This is a genomic window from Cyclonatronum proteinivorum (assembly GCF_003353065.1).
Taxonomy (GTDB): Bacteria; Bacteroidota; Rhodothermia; order Balneolales; family Cyclonatronaceae; genus Cyclonatronum; species Cyclonatronum proteinivorum.
On sequence record NZ_CP027806.1, the window covers coordinates 3,676,498 to 3,695,359 of the forward strand.

General features: G+C 52.5%; 15 protein-coding genes. 6 read left to right on the forward strand and 9 right to left on the reverse strand.

The window, feature by feature from the left end:
• Positions 1 to 143: 143 nt before the first annotated feature.
• Together CYPRO_RS13990 and CYPRO_RS13995 are read left to right on the forward strand one after the other, a co-directional pair.
• Entirely contained in the window at positions 144 to 1,577 is a 1,434-nt protein-coding gene (locus tag CYPRO_RS13990; protein WP_164682816.1) for an alkaline phosphatase family protein, read from the forward strand.
• A gap of 79 nt (positions 1,578 to 1,656) precedes the next feature.
• Positions 1,657 to 2,808, forward strand: a complete 1,152-nt coding sequence (locus CYPRO_RS13995) for an ATP-binding protein (RefSeq protein ID WP_114985207.1) — start codon at positions 1,657 to 1,659, stop codon at positions 2,806 to 2,808.
• Between the two features lie 25 nt (positions 2,809 to 2,833).
• Here the strand turns inward: CYPRO_RS13995 and CYPRO_RS14000 are convergent, their stop codons facing one another.
• The 6 genes from CYPRO_RS14000 to CYPRO_RS14025 all read right to left on the reverse strand — a co-directional run bounded on the left by CYPRO_RS14000 (position 2,834) and on the right by CYPRO_RS14025 (position 9,238).
• Positions 2,834 to 3,880: an alpha/beta hydrolase gene (locus tag CYPRO_RS14000; protein WP_114985208.1), complete on the reverse strand. Its 1,047-nt coding sequence runs from the start codon at positions 3,878 to 3,880 to the stop codon at positions 2,834 to 2,836.
• Positions 3,881 to 3,959: 79 nt separating this feature from the next.
• Entirely contained in the window at positions 3,960 to 4,454 is a 495-nt protein-coding gene (locus CYPRO_RS14005) for an META domain-containing protein (protein ID WP_114985209.1), read from the reverse strand.
• Between the two features lie 2 nt (positions 4,455 to 4,456).
• A complete protein-coding gene (locus CYPRO_RS14010; RefSeq protein ID WP_114985210.1) occupies positions 4,457 to 4,930 on the reverse strand; it encodes a copper resistance protein NlpE in 474 nt (157 codons plus the stop codon).
• 273 nt (positions 4,931 to 5,203) lie between these two features.
• The gene (locus CYPRO_RS14015) at positions 5,204 to 6,457 is read right to left on the reverse strand and encodes a cystathionine gamma-synthase family protein (protein WP_114985211.1); all 1,254 of its coding nucleotides are present in this window, start codon (positions 6,455 to 6,457) and stop codon (positions 5,204 to 5,206) included.
• A gap of 339 nt (positions 6,458 to 6,796) precedes the next feature.
• The gene (locus CYPRO_RS14020) at positions 6,797 to 7,399 is read right to left on the reverse strand and encodes a fasciclin domain-containing protein (protein WP_114985212.1); all 603 of its coding nucleotides are present in this window, start codon (positions 7,397 to 7,399) and stop codon (positions 6,797 to 6,799) included.
• A gap of 414 nt (positions 7,400 to 7,813) precedes the next feature.
• The gene (locus tag CYPRO_RS14025) at positions 7,814 to 9,238 is read right to left on the reverse strand and encodes an L-serine ammonia-lyase (RefSeq protein WP_114985213.1); all 1,425 of its coding nucleotides are present in this window, start codon (positions 9,236 to 9,238) and stop codon (positions 7,814 to 7,816) included.
• Positions 9,239 to 9,555: 317 nt separating this feature from the next.
• On the opposite strand from CYPRO_RS14025, the gene CYPRO_RS14030 reads away from it, so the two are divergent.
• Positions 9,556 to 11,307 (forward strand): sensor histidine kinase, encoded by a 1,752-nt coding sequence (locus CYPRO_RS14030; RefSeq protein ID WP_114985214.1) that lies wholly within the window; start codon positions 9,556 to 9,558, stop codon positions 11,305 to 11,307.
• A 71-nt stretch (positions 11,308 to 11,378) separates the two neighbouring features.
• Positions 11,379 to 11,777 (forward strand): response regulator, encoded by a 399-nt coding sequence (locus tag CYPRO_RS14035; RefSeq protein WP_114985215.1) that lies wholly within the window; start codon positions 11,379 to 11,381, stop codon positions 11,775 to 11,777.
• Here CYPRO_RS14035 and ggt read toward each other — a convergent pair.
• Entirely contained in the window at positions 11,774 to 13,480 is a 1,707-nt protein-coding gene (gene ggt, locus CYPRO_RS14040) for a gamma-glutamyltransferase (RefSeq protein ID WP_240644888.1), read from the reverse strand. The genes CYPRO_RS14035 and ggt overlap by 4 nt on opposite strands.
• 152 nt (positions 13,481 to 13,632) lie before the next feature.
• Here ggt and CYPRO_RS14045 point away from each other — a divergent pair, with 152 nt between their 5' ends.
• Complete coding sequence (locus CYPRO_RS14045; RefSeq protein WP_114985216.1) at positions 13,633 to 14,061, forward strand: DUF2141 domain-containing protein; 429 nt, start codon at positions 13,633 to 13,635, stop codon at positions 14,059 to 14,061.
• A gap of 514 nt (positions 14,062 to 14,575) precedes the next feature.
• On the opposite strand, the gene CYPRO_RS14050 is transcribed toward CYPRO_RS14045, so the two are convergent.
• Both CYPRO_RS14050 and CYPRO_RS14055 read right to left on the reverse strand, forming a co-directional pair.
• A complete protein-coding gene (locus tag CYPRO_RS14050) occupies positions 14,576 to 15,463 on the reverse strand; it encodes a hypothetical protein (RefSeq protein WP_114985217.1) in 888 nt (295 codons plus the stop codon).
• 184 nt (positions 15,464 to 15,647) lie between these two features.
• Positions 15,648 to 17,165, reverse strand: a complete 1,518-nt coding sequence (locus CYPRO_RS14055) for a Gfo/Idh/MocA family protein (RefSeq protein WP_114985218.1) — start codon at positions 17,163 to 17,165, stop codon at positions 15,648 to 15,650.
• Positions 17,166 to 17,491: 326 nt separating this feature from the next.
• On the opposite strand from CYPRO_RS14055, the gene CYPRO_RS14060 reads away from it, so the two are divergent.
• Positions 17,492 to 18,484: a Gfo/Idh/MocA family protein gene (locus CYPRO_RS14060; protein ID WP_114985219.1), complete on the forward strand. Its 993-nt coding sequence runs from the start codon at positions 17,492 to 17,494 to the stop codon at positions 18,482 to 18,484.
• The last annotated feature ends 378 nt before the right edge of the window (positions 18,485 to 18,862 follow it).

Consider the following 18,862-nt stretch of genomic DNA (forward strand, 5'->3'; position numbering starts at 1 on the left):
TAATGCGGGTTAAGGCCAGATCAGGCACAAACCGCACAGAACTATTTGATAAGATGTTAGCTAATACTTTTAAGATTTTACCAGGACAGCCTCCCACCCCTCATTTTTATTCAACTTGCGCTTCTGAATACTGTTTAAGGGTTTTGTTCATCCTATTTTTGCTTCTAACCTTTCCGCTCAGCCTTTCCCCAGCCAAAGCCAATGCGCCGCAGGCAGAGCATTCTTCTGAAATTCGCCCGGCCCATGTCGTTGTGATTAGTATTGACGGTTTTCAGGCAGACATGCTTGAAACCTACGAAGGGCTGCTCCCCAACCTTACGGCTCTTGCTGCCAAAGGCGTTATGGCTGACGGCTTCATCCCCACAAACCCATCCCTGACCTGGCCCAATCATACCAGTATGGTTACGGGAACAGGTTCGCGTGATCACAGCGTCATCTTCAACGGCATGGTTGAGCGAACCGGGAGCGGACTTCCGCTTAGGTTTGAAGCAAACCTCCATCAGCACCAGCTTGTGGCTACCGGCACCATTTATGACGCGCTGTACGAAGCCGGTCTTAGAACCGCTGCCATAAACTGGCCCGCAACCGCCGGCAGCACCACCATTGCTGACAATATACCGGATGTTCCCGATCCGATTGGTGAAGCAACAGAAGACTTTTTGTGGGATTTATTTGATGATGAGCTGCTCGATGACTTCACCAGCTTTGCTCTGTGGCAGTATGATCACGCGGGACGCGATCAGTTTTGGACAAACGCGGCAGGATGGCTCATCCACAACCGTATGCCCGACCTGCTTCTGCTCCATCTGCTGCAGCTCGACTCCATGCTGCACCGAAACAGCACAGATTCAGATGAAGTGCTTGGAGCGCTGTCCAATACAGACGCCCTTATCGGTAAGATGGTTTCCGATTTAAAAGAAGCGGCGCTGTACTATCAGACAGCTCTTTTCATCGTATCTGATCACGGCATGGTAAATACCCCCCAAACCCTGCTGCCCAATCGTCTTTTACAGCAAAACGGCATGCTTGAAGTCTCCGAAGACGGGCAGGCCATTGGGGGTTCCGCTCAGGTACACGCTGTTGGTGGGTTTGGGATGGTATATTTTCAGGATCCGGAAAACGATGGTTTTATTGAAGAAGTAGCTGCCCTCTTTGCACAAACCTCAGGCATTGCCAGGGTTTTACGGCAGGATGAGTTTGAGCGCTACGGCTTGCCGAACCCCGGGACACATCCGCATGCGGGACAACTCGCCTTGTTCAGCGAATGCGGAACTTCGATGAACATCGCCCTGCGCACGCAGACACATCCGCACGATACCATTGTGCCGAGTATTGAAAATGATTTTGCACTTGCTCATCACGGTTTTTTTAATGAGTGTGCTTCCATGAGCGGGCTTTTTATAGGGTATGGTCCCGGATTACAAACGGAGACGACGGTTCCCGCCATTTCCATAAAAGACCTCGCACCAACCCTTGGCCTTTTGCTCGGCGTCCCGTTCGAAACACCCGGATCTTCCCCCCTGTATGAAGTGCTTCATCCCTCCCTGCGTCATGGGCAAGTACAGGAGAACCCGTGATTACCCGAATTTTTATGGTTAACCGTGAAAATTAGCCCTATATTTTAATGATCAACCGTAAAAATTAGAGATCGCACTCATGCACATCAAACGCAGGCTTTTTGAACCGGTTAAGGAAAAGCTCCTACATTCAGGTAAAATCGTATTACTGTATGGCCCGCGTCAGGCCGGCAAAACAACCTTAGGCAAGGAAATTGCAAAAGCAACCGGTCTCAGATACCTCTACATTAATGCCGATCAGTTAAGATATATTGATGTAATTTCAAGTCGTGATCTAAACAAGCTTCGCGATCTTACCTCGGGGTACGAACTGCTTTTCATTGATGAAGGACAACGGGTACCTGATATTGGACTGAATCTGAAAATCCTGCATGATGAACTGCCTCAATTAAAGGTGATGGTTACAGGATCTTCTTCATTCTTGCTATCGGGACGCGTGAACGAATCTCTGGCCGGAAGAAAAAAAGTTTTCACGCTTCTGCCCCTTTCCACAGGAGAACTCCTTCAGCACTACAACCCTTTTGAACTCAGCGAACAGCTCACTGACCGACTTATTTTTGGTTCTTATCCTGAAATCCTGAATCTCCGTTCGACAGCGGATAAACTGGAGTATCTTCGGGATGTATCCACTTCATACATTTTCAAAGATATTCTTGAACTTGAAAACATCCGTTACCCATACAAAATCAATGACCTGCTAAAGCTGCTTGCATGGCAGACCGGTGCTGAAGTATCGATTCACGAACTGTGTCAAAAACTATCCCTGAACCGGGAAACGGTGGAGCGCTACCTTAACCTGCTTGAACAATCCTTTATCATTTTCAAACTGCGTGCCTTCAGCCGTAATCCCAGAAAAGAAATCAGTAAATCCGTCAAATATTATTTCTATGACACCGGTATCCGAAATGTTCTGATTGATAACATGAACCCACCGGATCAGAGAAATGATATCGGTGGGTTATGGGAAAACTATTTGATTGCTGAACGAAAAAAATATCTCCTTTTTGAAGGCATTCATGCATCCCAATGGTTTTGGCGCACCTATAGCGGGACTGAAATAGACTATATTGAAGAAAGGGATGGAAAACTCTTCGCCTATGAAATTAAGTACCGGCAAAAAAAAGCTTCAGCACCGCCCAGCTGGAAGGAAAACTATGGCCATCACTTTGAGTCCGTTAACAGCGCCAACTACACCGGTTTTCTAAACCCGAAAAAAGACCCGGACCAATAAGCACCGTTTGACCCGTAGCGCCGAATCAATCCGGCTTGAGTGCCCGGGACCATTCCATCATTACCCGATAGGCTTCATTTCGTACGGATTCGCGGGAGAGAATGAGATCATGCATGCCATTTTCAATTTCGGCCAGCTGCAGATCCGGTGTTTGCAGGTTCCGGGCACCGGCTTTGATGTGCGCAACATTCAGCACGGCATCCCCGGTAAAGAGAATCTCATTCATTTCGTTTTCCGGCACCGTTTTATCGGAATGCATAACCAGAACCGGTACGTCAAGACGGAGTCCGCGGCCTACGCGTTTATGGCCCAGCCGGATGGCACGTATCCATCCGTAGTTGATACGCACACCCGAACCTTTCCAGGCGGTATCGAAATCCCATTCGCCTTCTTCTCCCGCATAAATACTTGCCCCGTAAAAGCCCGGTGCCCCCTCAGGCGTCAGCTTATCCGGGTTTGATTTTCCGCGCCATGAAATAAAGGGAATGACGACACGGCGCATGAAAAAGCCGGCATTGAAATCGTAAAAAGGACTGTTAAGCAACAGCGCTTCGAACATGCCCTCCCCGTAGCGGTCGGCAGCATAAAGGGTTGTGGTGAGTCCGCCGGTTGAATGACCTTTGAGAATAATATGGCCGGCACCGGCTCCACGTATGTAATCCAATGCCTTGTCGAGATCTGCGTAGTACTCAGCCAAATCGCGCACATTGGTTATTTTCTGATGAGATCGCCACGAGCGGCCATATTTCCGGAGATCAACCGCATAAAAATCAATCCCCTCCGCATTAAAGCGCCCGGCCATTTCTGTCTGAAAGAAATAGTCGTTGAATCCGTGCACATAGAGCACTGCGCGCGCGGCAGCTTCCTCCGGATTAACCAAACTGCGAACAAGGGTTATGAACACCTCCCCCTCATAATCGGGATCCATTTCAAAAGTACGCTGCTCGAAAGGTGCGCCAAGCACATCGGTTACCCAGCCGTCTTCCGGAGAAGCCGCCTGAACCGCGGAATGTGTTATAATTACAGACAGGCCTGCAGTGATAAACATCAGCTTCAGAATCCGGCTATTCATTGGTGAGAACAATTGTTTTTTAAGGAATTCAGGAAAACCATGCACCGCATTGCAGCATTAAAGTTGCGCATTTTGCGGCTTAAAAATCAGGCGTTTCAGGATCAGCATAAAATACGGCAACCACTGCGCTCTCGCGGTCTGAAAACTGAAGCATGCCTTCAATCATAACAGCATGGGTTGTTTGCTCGAGCGCTTCCATGTAGCGGTCTTCAACTTCCATATCAGGGCAGAACATTTTGGTTGAAGCCATCTGCGTAAAACTAAGTCTGCCGGCTTCCTCAAGGGTGAAGCCACCGGTGAACTGATTGCAGCCCGCAAAGCCGTAAACGCGTTCCTCTGCACCGTCAAAGGTAATACCCGGCTGCCGCGCCCCTTCCATCGTGAGCGTAAACTCTTCGCCGTGCAGGTTTACAAGCACCCAGTTTGATTCACTTAAGGTTTGAGTCGTGATGGATTCAGGCACTGCCTGCTGCATACTTTCGGCGTCGGTGCTTTGTGTTTCATGACTCTCACAGGCAGCCAGAAACAATAAGGCTGCTGTGCACAGCAAAACAAAAATTTGGATCGGTTTCATACTCAATTGCCCTCCGATTCGGATTGCTTACGCAGAATATACAGATCAGCAAGATCGCCGGTCACGCGCTGACCATCCATATCCAGCTGAATCACCGCATTTTCGGCCACAAAAAACTGCGCAGGTCTGTTTTCCACGCCTGCAAGCGTTACGGTATTTCCGGCCTCATTCCAAAAGAAATCGCCCTCCGTAGTTTGCGGTTCATCATCCTTGCCGAGATATTGTATGGTCAGGACGAAGCTTTCATCACGCGTGAGCTCAAGCGTAGTGTCAATACCCTCACAATCGGCACAGGGCGTGACACCATGATAGGTTCCGAACCAATCCAGTGAAACGCGGGCATAGCTTGAAGGTGAAGGATTTGTTTGCTGCTGCGTCAGCAATTCGGAATCTGTTTCAGGAGTGTCGGCTGATCCACAGCCCGAAGCTATAACCAGCACAAAAACGGAGATAAAGCTGATGATAAATCTGTTCATGATCTAAATGTAGTTTAGGGTTCACAAGTCTGAAGCACCAAAAAGCGTTTGCTTCACGCTTTTCGAATATAAGGTGAATCAAAGAGAACCCTGCAACGGAACTTACCCCGCATTATTCAGCCTGAAAGCTGATAAGGCGATTCGAGATCAGAAAAAGATGCGTAAGCACAACGACGCGGACTAAAACTGCCTTAAACCGTGAAAATACAAGCGGACCAGGAAAAGTCGGGACGTCTCCCCTTCGGCAGCTTAATGGTCTGGATGAACGCAAGATTAAACCAGCTCCAGTGCCTGCTTCAGGTCCCAGATAATATCTTCATGGTGCTCAACGCCCACCGAGATACGTACGAGACTTTCGGTAATGCCAAACTCGCGACGGTGCTCGGGGTCAACGCCGGCATGTGTCATTGTAGCCGGGTGCTCAACCAGTGATTCCGTACTGCCCAGGCTCACGGCGAGCTTCATGAGCCGGAGCCCGTTCAGAAAGCGAAATGCTTCCTTCTCGCCCCCGTCGATTTCAAACGACATCATCGCACCCGGTGCGCTGTACTGCCGCTGATAAATTTTCCAGGCCGGTGAGCTTTCGGGTATAAGTCCCAGGTAGTACACAGATTTAATTTTGGGATGTGTACTGAGATAACGCGCAACTTCCTGTGCGCTGCGGCACTGCTGCTCCATTCTGATTTTGAGCGTTTCCAGGCTGCGCATAAGAAGCCATCCCGTATGCGGGGAAGCCATATTGCCAAGGAAGGTCCGCAGGGTTTTGACCCGTTTGATGACTTCTGCACTGCCCGTACACGCACCCGCAATCAGATCGCTGTGCCCGCCAAGATATTTGGTAGCCGAGTACAGCACCATATCTGCACCGTGCTGCAGCGGGTGCTGCCAAAGCGGTCCCATGTAGGTATTATCAACCGCCATATACACATGCTTATCAGTTGTGCCGTAATGATCTGCAATTTCGCGGCACATTTGGAGATCAATGATGGTATTGGTCGGATTGGCCGGTGTTTCCACATAAATCATGGCAAGACGATCGGCTTTACCGGTCGCTTCGAGCTTATCAATGATTTCATCTTTCTTCATTCCGGCCTTAAAGCACACGGACTCCACCCCGATTTTCTTCAAAAAGTAGTGGATGAAATGATCGGTACCGCCATAAACCGGTGCGCTGTGTAAGAGCACATCGCCGGGACTCAGAAATTCTAAAAGCACGGTGGTGATCGCACTCATCCCGCTTTCGAAAACCGCGCAATCATCCGCCTGCTCCCAAAGCGCGAGACGGTTTTCCAGGATTTCAAGGTCGGGATTGTTAATCCTGCTGTAAATAAGCCCGGGCTCTTCTCCCTCATCCTTTTCCCGGAGTCCGTAGGCCAGCTCAAAAAACGCCTTGCCTTCCTCCGCACTTTTGAACACAAAGGTGGAAGTCATAAAAATGGGAGATTTCACTGCGCCTTCTGAGAGTTCCGGCTTGTAGCCGTAGGACATCATCAGGCTTTCCGGCCTGAGCTTGTGTTGTGTAGACATGGATACATTATAAATTCAGGATACATTTCAGACCACAAATATACCTAAAAAAAGGCCCTTATGCGCAGCTATTTCGCCCAATAATAAACAAAAAAGCGGTTTTTTGTTCACCGCACTATTCATTCCAAAATTTTCCTTTGGCAGCGTGACAGCCATGTCAAAGTGAAATGACAACCGGGCAATCCATCAGAAATAGTAAACTTCAAAAACACGGACAGGCATTTTGAATTTCTTTGAACCATTGGTTTTGAAGTGATGCGGGAAAGTAAACTGCATAAAAAAAGGATGCACCGAAACCGATACATCCTTAATTGGCAATACGCCTAAAACTCTGTCAAATTAATATGAGCTTGAAGTGCGGCGCTGACGCTGTTCGTGATCCATGTTGCGGTCATTCCGGTGATACACGCCTTCTGCAGGGGGCATAATTACGGCGTCTACAACATGCACGACACCATTCGAAGCCATGATATCAACATCTGTAACCTTCGCATTTCCGACTCTTACACCTGAATCATTAACTACGACAGGTAATACGTTGTTGGCTGCTGTCGGCGCTTCTTCAATTTGGGTCACTACATCAGAAGTTACGGTTGCGCCTATCACGTGGGTTAGTAAGACCTCACGCAATAAATCATGATCAGCCAAAAGGGCTTGTAGCTGGGTTTGTGATACCTGCTCAAATGCTGCGTTTGTTGGCGCGAATACGGTAATATCACCCGCTTCGCGCACCGTTTCTACAAGACCGGCTTCTGTTAACAACATGGCAAGGGTGCTGAAATCATCATTGCTTGTTACGAGATCAACAATGTTTGGAGCTTCAGCTTCTTCAATTGCTGTTGCGCTTGCAGTCTGCGAGTAGCTGCTGTATTGCGCATTGGCTGTTGAAAATATAAATGCCAGGACAAAAAGTGATAATGCTGCTGTTTTTAGTGATTTCATGATGAGATAGTTTAGTTGAAGTTAGCCTGCATTTTGCAGTGTCGTCAATAAAAACTGATTGGTGCGATAGTGCGTTTACAATGACAAAAGTCAAGTTGTAAAATATTGAATTTATTGCACTTCAACTACTTAGCGATCTGTATCGCGGCTTAATTAAGTATACAACAAGCTATTTGTTTTCCTTTAACACTTGTATATCCGCCAAAATGCATGAAGATGGTCATCCTACAACCGCAGAGCTGATATCTGTCAGATAGCTTGTCTTTTTATGCCTGAAATTTATTTGCTGAGCAAAGCAGTGCTCCAGCGAATAGTTACCCCACCTGATTTTTAGTAAAAACGCACCTTTAGCCGCACATCATGAATCTCAGGAATCGTTCTGAGCCAAAAATATGGATGCCGTTATCATGCACCCTAACACTCAATCACGTTTACCGGGATGGTCGCAAGACCGCCTTCGGAGGTTTCCTTGTATTTGTGATTCATATCGAGGGCGGTTTCCCACATGGTTTTGATCACATCATCGAGGCTCACGCGGGCTGTGCTCGGATCTTCATCGAGGGCGATGTTGGTCGCGGTGATGGCCTTCATGGCGCCCATGCTGTTGCGCTCGATACAGGGCACCTGCACGAGACCGGCAATGGGATCGCAGGTCATGCCGAGATGATGCTCCATGGCGATTTCAGCGGCCTGCATCACCTGCTCGCGGGTGCCGCCGAGTACCTCCGTGAGCGCTGCAGCAGCCATTGAGCTCGAAACTCCGATCTCGGCCTGACAGCCGCCCATTGCCGCAGAAATGGTTGCGCCTTTTTTGTAGAGGGTTCCGATTTCTCCGGCTGTGAGCAGGAAATCCACCACGGCGTCATCATCGAAATTCGGGGTGAAGCAGTAGGCGTAGAGCATTACGGCGGGGATCACGCCCGATGCGCCGTTCGTTGGCGCCGTGATGATGCGTCCGAAGCTTGCGTTTTCCTCGTTCACCGCAAGCGCAAAAATGCTCACCCATTTGTTCACCGTGTTGAAATCCGTCGGACCATTTTTGATGGCTTCGAGCCATTCGTCTGCATTGCTGAATTTGCGCCCGTTCATCCGCTTTTTGGAGAGATCATGCGCCCGGCGCCGGACTTTCAGCACCCCGGGGAGCGTACCCTTTTTGTTCACGCCCCGATAGACGCACTGCTTGATTTCCTCCCAAATGTACAGCGCATGGCTCCGGATCTCCCCGGGTGTGCGCCAGGCCTGCTCATTCAGAAACACAAGCTCCGAGACTTTGAGATTCAGTTTGCGGCAATTGTTGAGGATATCCTGCGCCGTGTGGCAGGGATACTGCGTGCGGCGGGCGTCGTTCTGTATTTCGTAGTCATCGTCGCCTTCCCGCACCACAAATCCGCCACCAATGGAAAAGTAGGTAGCCCGGTAGGGTTCACGGTCTTCAAAGGAAGCTTCGAACGTCATCCCGTTCGGATGGAAATCGAGGGTGATGCCAAACTCAAAAACGAGATCGCGCGCATACTCGAAGGGGATTTCCCGCTCCCCGCCGACCACGATTTTATCAACCGCTTTGATGAAAGCTACACGCTCCGGGATGGTGTTGGTGTCCACCTGCGTGAAGTCGTGACCGGAGAGGCCCATCAGCACCGCTACATCCGTGCCGTGCCCAAAGCCGGTTTTGGCGAGCGAACCGTAGAGGAAGACTTTTAGCCTGGTCACTTTCTCCAGCATACCTTTACGCCGGAGGCTGTTTACGAAACGCTCTGCCGCATTCCACGGCCCCATAGTATGCGAGCTTGAAGGGCCAATCCCTACCTTGATGATTTCAAAAGCGCTGATGGATTCCATGTCAGAAACAGTTTTTTAATTAAGCAGGTCGAATCAGAAGTATGTGGCACGAAGACTCCTTGCGCACGAGGGTTTAAGGTATCATTAATTCAGGATTTTTTTGAGAAACCAAAGCGGTGTAATTGATTTATGATGCTTAAATCGCGTAAAGCTTTTTGTGATATGCCGCTTAAAAATTACCTAAATTCATTTCACTGTATAATATCAGCCGGCTATATCGATTTGCCTCTTTGCCTCAATCCGGGCTGTTCATGAATTTTGTTATCTGCCATCACAAAGCATCGGATATACCGGCTTAGCAAATAGCTGTATCAACCATGTTTTTCAATGTTTTCGCTGTACCGGTGATCCTTGCCGTTATGCTGGGCCTTTTGGTTGCGGCAAAATGCTACGCGCTTGGCAACGAGAGAGGGGAGCGCTATTTCGCGGCTTCGATGGCGGCTGCGTCGGTATATGGCTTTTTTTATGCGCTTGAGCTCAGCACTGCAAACCTTGATCTGATGGTTGTTTTTCTCAAGCTGCAGTATCTCGGGGCACCTTTCATTATCCCGTTCCTTCTGTTCTTTGCCCTTCGCTACTCGAATCGTGATCGTCCGCTTACGACGCTCAAAATTCTGCTGATTTTGATGATCCCGGTTCTGATTATGATCGGCGTGCTGACCAACAGCCTGCACCTGCTGGCTTACACGAGCTTCGAAACCCGACACAACGGCTTCTTCGACGTGCTCGTGAGCGGCAAGGGGCCGGTTTACAGCCTCCATGTGGCGTATGTGGTTATTCTGACCGCGGTGGCTGATTTCTACATTTTTATGCTGCTGTTCACCGTGCACCGGTACTTTTTCTGGCGGGTCTTTTTGGTTTTCACGGCCGTGACTTTGTCGTGGATCGTGTACCTGCTGCACCTGATTGGCCTGATTCCGCTGGGGCTTGATGCCGTGCCGTTCATGTTTCTGATTACCGGCATTCTGTTTTATATCGGCCTGGTTAAGGTGCAGATTTTTGATGTCATTCCGGCGGCGCATAGGCAGGTGTTTCAAAACCTGAATCAGGGACTGCTCATTTTTGACCATGATGACCGCCTGATCAGCGTCAATCCGCATGCCCAAAAGCTGCTCGGTATTCCGCCGGATTCTGTACTGACCAACATACAGGCCGTAAGCCGGAAACTGCCCGGCATTTTAGCGCTGTACAGGGAAGCTTCCGGCAGTATGAGTGTGAATACGGAACTTTATGAACCGGAAAGCGGTCGCTGGTTCGAAATCAGCATTCAGGTCTTTAAGAGCCGTCGCGATGAAAAGGCAGGCAAGGTTATTTCCGTGCGGGATATTACCAGCAGAAGAAATGCGGAAACAGAGCGCGAACAGCTGCTGCAGCTCACGCAGTCTCAAAACGACCGGCTTCAGCAGTTTGCCCATATAGCCTCCCACAACCTGCGCTCACACTGCACGAATATTTCGGCGCTGATTACTTTTTTAGAGGAAGATGACAGCGCCCTTGCCCAAAAGGAAGATTTCGGCTATCTCCGGACTGCAGCCCAAAACCTGCAGGATACCGTGGAGCATCTTTCAGAAGTAGCCCGTCTGCACACCAATGACGGGCAGCCCCTGAGTCCGGTTCCCCTTACACAGACCATCCAACGTGCGGTTGCAAGCGTTGTGGCGGTAGCACGGGAGTCAGAAGTGCGCATCACAGAGGAGCTGCCCGGCGAGGTAACCGTCTGGGGAATTCCGGCCTATCTCGACAGCATCTTTATGAATCTGCTTACCAACAGCATCCGCTACCGATCGCCCGACCGCAGCTCCTTTGTGCATCTAAGTTTCACCGAGGACAAATTCGGCGTAACGGTTCATGTTAAGGATAACGGCCTCGGTATCGATCTTGAAAGAAATAAGCGGAAATTGTTCGGAATGTTCAATACCTTCCACGAGCACCCCGACTCGCGGGGAATTGGCTTGTTTATGAGTAAAGCCCAGATTGAAGCCATGGGCGGTAAAATTGATGTGGAAAGCAGCCCGGGCGTGGGAACAACCTTCCATGTGTGGTTGCGAAAAAATCCCGACGGCGTTTAAGCCCCATCTGCCAGCATAGCTGAACAACAGCAATCGAGCAACCATGATTAAACCTTACACAACAGCTAACCATGAAATCCGAACTCAAACTTGCGGTCGTGGATGACGACCTGATCTATCACCGGGTTGTAAAGCGGCTGCTGCAGACCTGCAGCTTCGGAGGGCAGATTATGCTCTACAAAAATGGGCTTGAAGCCTATCAGGCCCTGTCGCAAAGCAGTTCAGCGGCGGAGCTGCCACACATCATTCTGCTCGATATCAACATGCCGATATGGGACGGCTGGGATTTCCTGAATGAGTATCAGCAGCTGAAGCTTCCCCTTGAACCGGCGATTTATGTGGTATCAAGCACTGTCAACCCGGACGAAATTTCCCGTGCAGTCAGCTACCCCGGCGTTCGCGGCTTCGTTGAGAAACCGCTTGACGCCGGGAAAATCAGCCGGATTATTTCAGAGACGGTGCCCGGCTAAAATCCGCGCGCGACCGAATCGCCCGTGCGGGTGTAATCGGCAACGCCTTTGAAGCTGCCATCTCCGAGCCGCTGAATGGCCTGCATCCGCCCGATTTGCGGGATGATGCGCAGCTCGTGCCCCAGCGCCTCCAGGGCGGCCTGACCCGCCTCATCCAGCGCGCCCTCTTCGAGCGTGATGACATCCGGCAGCCATTGCGCGTGCATTTTTTTGGCATCAACGGCCTGCTGCAGATCGAGGCCGTGCACCAGCAAGTTCATCAGCACCTGATACACATTGGTGATGATGGTCGAGCCGCCGGGCGTTCCGAGCACGAGGAAGAGCTCCCCGCCGCGCTCCACGATGGTGGGCGACATGCTGCTGAGCATGCGCTTGCCCGGTTCGATGGCGTTGGCTTCCCCGCCTACAAGCCCGAACTGATTCGGCACCCCCGGTGCGGCGGCGAAGTCGTCCATTTCGTTGTTCAGGAAGAAGCCCGCGCCCTGCACCATCACCTTGCTGCCGAAGAAGCTGTTGACCGTTGTGGTGAGGGAGACGGCATTGCCCGCACCGTCCACAATGCTGAAATGCGTGGTTTCAAAACTTTCGATGCGCTCAACTTCGCCTTCTTTGATGAGGGATGACGGCGTCGCAGCGCTCATGCTGATATCCGCGTTGCGCGCGCTGATGTAAGCCGGATCGAGCAGCATCTCAAAAGGTACATCGAAGAAATCGGAGTCGCCGAGGTGTGTCGCGCGGTCGGCATACACGCGGCGCATCAGTTCGGCCATGAGATGGATGGTTTCGGGCGTGAGATGACCAAGAGAAGCAAAATCGAAGTCCGCGCTGCCGAGCATGAGCTGCGCAATGGCAATGCCCCCGCTCGATGAGGGCGGCATGGAGTGAATGCGATAGTCACCGAAATCAACAGAGACGGTCGGGCGCCAGACGGCGCGATAGGCAGCGAGGTCTTCATGCGTGATGATGCCGCCCCCGGCCTGCATTTCGGCTACGATGAGATCCGCGGTTTCGCCGGTGTAGAAGCCTGCCGCGCCCCCGTCGCGAATCCGGCGCAGGGTTTCGGCCAGCTCCGGCTGCACAAGCAGATCGCCCTCCTGCCAGCCGCCTTCCTTCATGAACAGAATCGGAGCACGGTTGACCTCCGCAAATTCATCCTGAAACCGGTTGCTTTGCTCTGCATTGAAGGCCGTTACGCGGTGTCCGTTTTCGGCAACCTGAATCGCCGGCTCAATGAGCTGTGCAAACGGCAGGCTGCCGAACCGCTCCCAGGCTTCTTCCATGCCAGCGACCGTGCCGGGCACGCCCGCAGACAGGTGTCCGATGCGGGAAAGCCCGTCGATCAGGTTGCCCTCCTCATCGAGGTACATATCGCGGTGCGCCGCTGCGGGTGCCGTTTCGCGAAAATCAAGGCTGCCGACTTCCCCCGCTGCCGTGCGATAAACCATGAATCCGCCCCCGCCGATGTTGCCGGCAATCGGATAGGTGACCGACAGCATGTACTTGACCGCTATCGCAGCATCGAAGGCATTGCCGCCCTCCTGCAAAATCTGAAGCCCGACCGCCGTCGCCTCCGGATTTGCGGAAACGACCATCCCGTTCGCCCCAAAAGCCGGCGAGCGCGGCGGTTCCTGTGGTTCGGGGGAGGCGCAGGCTGCAAGTAATAACGCAAATAGAACAAAGACGGAGGTGCGGATTAGGTTCATCAAAGCGGAAATTTTTAGAAGGCGATGTGTTGATGGAGCAAGATACGGGCTATCCTACGATTTACGATTAGCTGCTTTAAAATCATTTTTCTAATGGGAAAGAGTCAGGTTATTTTTACCTTTATTTTTTGGACTTAGCTCTTTACTCCGTCATGACCCTATTTTTTCTCCTTTGTATCTTTTTTACCCCAGTCAGTCCTACAGAAACCGACACTACCCTTTCAGACGAAACCGATAGATTTGAGCTTACTGTCATTGCAGAGAAAATCAGAAATGATAATGGCCATATCATCATAGAGCTTTCTGATCATGGAGGAATTGCCCGTGCTGCCGGAAAAGCCGTGATTGAAGGCGATCGCGCGGAACTTACGTTCAAAAATCTCACTCCTGGTGAATGGGCGGTCCGCCTTTTCCACGACGAAAACGACAACGAAATCTTCGACACCAATTTCCTGCGCATCCCCCGTGAAGGTTACGGGTTTTCGAACAATGTGAGGGGCAGGTTTGGTCCGCCGCCGTTTGAAGACCGGCTCTTTGAAGTGCGGGGCGATACGACCATCAGCGTCATGCTGATATATTGAGTTGTAGAGACGCAATGCATTGCGTCTCTACAACGGGTCTGCTACGGGCTATACGCCCGACCCCGCATGCGCGCCTTCGGTTGCTATAAACATGCCACTCCTTTGGAGTGGGTATCGCGCCAGCCCCGAGGTGCAGGTGTTGAAATCCCGCTCATCTTGTTTATCCTGTAAATCCTAAAAATCCTGTTCTAAAACGCGACGGCGGGTTTAATCCAGGACTTCCTCAGGCGACCACAAATTGGGCAATCACAAATTGGGCGACCACAAGTTGGGCGACCACAAGGGTCGCCCCTACGGGTGCCGGGGCTTTGTTCTTCACTCCGATATAATCCTGTCTATCTCGTCAATTTTAAAAATCCTGTTCTAAAATACGACGCGGGCCAATCCATCCCTCCCACAACGAAAAAACCCCAAACACAGGGCACTGACCGCCGGTTTTGGGTTTGTTACAAAATATGCATCATTGATGTACCGCATTTCCCCCGCAATAACATAATGGGGAATGCCGTCGGGTTCAGCTCCGCTCTGCGGGCTCGCCGGTTTGGAGATAGAGCCGGAAAACCTGACTCAAACCGGTCACGCGCATCAGGGCCTGACCGTTGCCGTCGAGTTCGAGGGTGCCCCCAAATTCTCGGGTGCTGACCTCTCCGTCGCGCAGGGTGCGGATGGTGATTTCGTAATCAATTTCGCCGGTAACGAGAAATGGCAGGCGGTCTTCGGAAGCATCCGGTTTCTGAATCTGTATGTCGTTGAGCGAAAACAGCATGTTATACTGTCGCCCCGCTACCGATTCACCTTCGCGGTTGGTGATGCGCAGACTGCCCTTATTCTGTTGAATGCCGCCGAGCTGCATGGCGTCGCTGCCGGGACCGAAGCCTTCGAGCACCCAGTTGGCGGTGCGCTCGAACTGCGAGCGGCGTACCGGTCCCTCGGTGAAGCCATCGCGGGTACCGCTGAAGGTGATGGTCTCGATCAGACCGGCATCCTGTGCCGGACGCGCGACAAACCCGCCATCAGCATCCTGAAAAATATAGCTGAGCTGCGTGCGAACCATGCTCCGGAAATTCGGACGGTCAACGCCCCGGCGGAAGCGAATGCTGTGCTCACCGGTTTCCGGGTTGTAAGTGCGCACAAAATTATCATGTCCGCCGCGACCTTCACCATGCGTGCGGAACAAATAGTTCAGGCCATCCTCGCCGGGCTGCGCAGTAAGGTCCATGATACCGGAAAGCAGGCCCTCATGCTGATCGGAGATGGCGTTTCCGACAATGGTGAGCAGCATTTCGACCTCTTCAGCCGATGACTCAGGCTCATCGGCCTGTGTCGGCTGATTGCTGCATGCACTCATAGAGTAGAGCATCACAGCGATGATTACCGCATAAAAGTGCTTCAGATGTTTCATATCGTGTCGGGTTTAGGGATTGTCTTTACAGCTCATGATCAAAGCAAAAATAAAATATATGACTTGTTTAAATATATGATTTAATGAGAGATACTCAAAGCCAAACAGCCGGTCCGCCGGTCATGACCGCGGAAGCCGGCTGTGTGTACAGATCCCCTTCATTGGCACAAAGGCTCAGTAAAAATCATGCGGGCATGGACGGCAGGTCCCAGCCCTCGCGGTAAGGCGTACGGATCAGGTTCTCAGCAAAATCACGCGCGTTCAGCGGATCGGTCATGGTGCGCCGGAAGCTCGGGTGCCCGTCCGTGATTTCAAAACCATCTTCAATAATAATCCGCAGCTCTTCATTTTCGCTGATGTTGGTGAAGCGCATGTTCGGGCCATCCCAGTGCAGCTCCTTGTTCAGGGCCTGCAGCCGCACCGCAAGCACGCCCATCACGACCATCTCATTGAAGGGTCCGGCGAAGGCGAAATCCGACTTGCAGGGCACGCGGCTATCAGGACTCTCCTTACAGGCGCGCACAAAATCCATGTAGTGATTGGTCTCCACGCGGCGCTCGGTTTGGGACACGCCTTCCGGCACCCGACCCGAAAGCAGCCAGGGATCGCGGCCATAGCAGCCGGCGATGAGCGTATCCTCCGAGCCGTGGAACAGCAGCCCGCCCCCGAGATGATTCATGCTGCGTCCCGCGGGCCAGCCTTCGGGCTTGAGCGGCTGCAGACCGCCGTCGTACCAGTCCACTTTCAGCTCCGGCTGACGCCCCATTTTCTGCGTCTCACGCTCAGGGAAAATCAGCTGCACCCGCTGCGAAACCGGGGCCGAATCCAGCAGCAGCATGCTCGAGCTGCCCTGCACCCGCGTCGGATAGCCCGGCTCAAGTGCACGGTACAGTCCGTCGAGAATATGACACGCCATATCGCCCAGCGCGCCGGTTCCGAAATCCCACCATCCCCGGAAATTCCAGGGCGTGTAAATCTCGTGATAGGGCCGCATGCGCGCGGGACCCACAAACAAATCCCAGTTCATCGTATCGGGCACCGCCATTTCTTCCTTCGGCGTGTTCAGCCCCTGCGGCCAGATCGGCCGGTCCGTGAACGCCTCCACGTGCCGCACCTCCCCGATCAGCCCGCTCTGAATCCATTCCATAATCTGATTCGTGCCCTCGCCCGAAGCGCCCTGATTGCCCATCTGTGTCGCCACGCGGTACTTTTCGGCCAGGCGCGTGAGCAGCCGGCTCTCATACACCGTGTGCGTGAGCGGCTTCTCCACGAAGACGTGCTTGCCGAGCGTCATGGCATGCGCCGCAATTGCCGCGTGCGTATGGTCAGAGGTCGCAACCACCACGGCATCAATCGAATCGCCCATTTCGTCGAGCATCTTGCGCCAGTCCCAGTAGCGGCGCGCATTCGGGTAATGCTCGAAGCACCCGGCAGCATAGCGCCAATCCACATCACACAGTGCCACAATATTCTCGGATTCCTCCATGCCGCGCAGCACCCCGAACCCGCGTCCGCCTACGCCCACCCCGGCGATATTCAACCTGTCACTCGGCGCCCGGTGTCCCAGCCCGCTCACCACACGGCTCGGCACAATGGTGAAACCCGCCGCCGCAATTAGGCTGCGTTTCAGAAAATCCTTGCGCGAAATCCCGCTCTTAGCGGGCAGTCCGCTCCCCTGCTTATCCGTCGAATCATACTTCATAAAATCCCTTTCCTAAATTTTGGTTTTGAGTTGATTGGCCTATGGGATATACTCATTTTTTGAAAAAAAATCCAAGCTGGTCATCATCCTTTAACTCCAGGAATTCATAGTATCAGCTTGCCCACCTGACGGATTTCCATGAGACTTACAGTTCCGGCAAAACCTTTTACCTTACATGACTTGTTCACCTACCCAAACCAGTTATAAAGGTATTGTTTGGAGGGAAGTCCCAAAGCCAGTACACACCAATTTGGGCTGGTCAGCACCCAGCAATCCGAGCGTACAGTTCTTAATTTATAAACCTCAAACCAATTCTTGATTCCCACATGACCAAAACCCTGCGCTGGGGCGTCCTCAGCACTGCCAAAATCGGCCTCAAATACGTGATTCCGGCCATGCAGCACGCAGCCTTCACTGAAATCCGCGGCATCGCCTCGCGCAATGCGGAATCCGCCCAACAGGCCGCTGCCGTGCTCGGCATCCCCAAAGCCTACGGCAGCTACGAAGCCCTTCTGGCCGATCCCGACATCGACGCCGTGTACAACCCCCTGCCCAATCACCTGCACCTGCCCTGGACCCTCCGCGCTTTGGAAGCCGGCAAGCACGTGCTCTGCGAGAAACCGCTGGGCCTGAACGCCGCCGAAGTCGAGCAGTTTCAGCAGTCCGCCGCCGCGCACCCGAATCTCGTACTGGCGGAAGCCTTCATGTACCGGCATCATCCGCAGTGGGCCTACGTGATCGGGCAGGTTCGCAGCGGACTCATTGGCCGGGTGCAGACCGTACACGCGCACTTCAGCTACTTCAACACCGACGCTGGCAACATCCGCAACAAACCCGAATACGGCGGCGGCGGACTGCTCGATATCGGCTGCTACTGTGTATCCTCCTCCCGCTGGATTTTCGGCCGCGAACCCGACGAAGTTGCAGCCTTTATGGTCAACGATCCTGCCTTCGGAACCGACCGCCTCGCAAGCGGCATCCTCCGTTTCGGAGACGCGACCGCGACCTTCAGTAGCGCAACCGCCGCCAACCTCTGGCAGGGCCTCATCATCACCGGCGATGAAGGCCGCATCGAAATTCCGGTACCCTTCAACCCGCCGCCCGATCAGCCGGCCAAAATCCGCATCTTCGCCCGGGGCGAAGCCCGCGAAACCGAAATCCCGCCCGCGAACCATTTCACCCTGCAGGCCGAACACTTCGCCCGCCTCGTCAGCGGCGAAGCCACTCCGGTCATCCCCCTCGAAGAAAGCCACGCCAACCTCCGCATCCTCGACGCCATCCGCGAAAGCGCCCAAACCCGCCGCGTGGTGCAGGTATAATAATTCTTCGAACTGACAGAACCAGCTTTGCAACCCAAAAGCCCAGCTACCCTGCCAATCAAGGCTTCTGTTATTTTAGGGGAAAACTCCGAGAGCATCACGGTCTGCAATGCTGGTTCGAGACATCCCAAATCGGTCTCATTGCTCCTTGCTTTTTGATGCAGGCGAACTGTGCAAATCAAACCCGTCCCATTTTTGAACGGGATTTTAAGGATTAACAAGATAGCATCGGGCCCGGAACATGCCCCGAATCCGTAGGGGCGTACCCTTGTGGTCGCCCCACGAAGGCCGGAATTAAAACCGGAATCGTGAATTGCGAATCGCGCCCAAGACTGCCCCGCGTGCCCCACGTTTTTGAACAGGATTTTTAGGATTTAC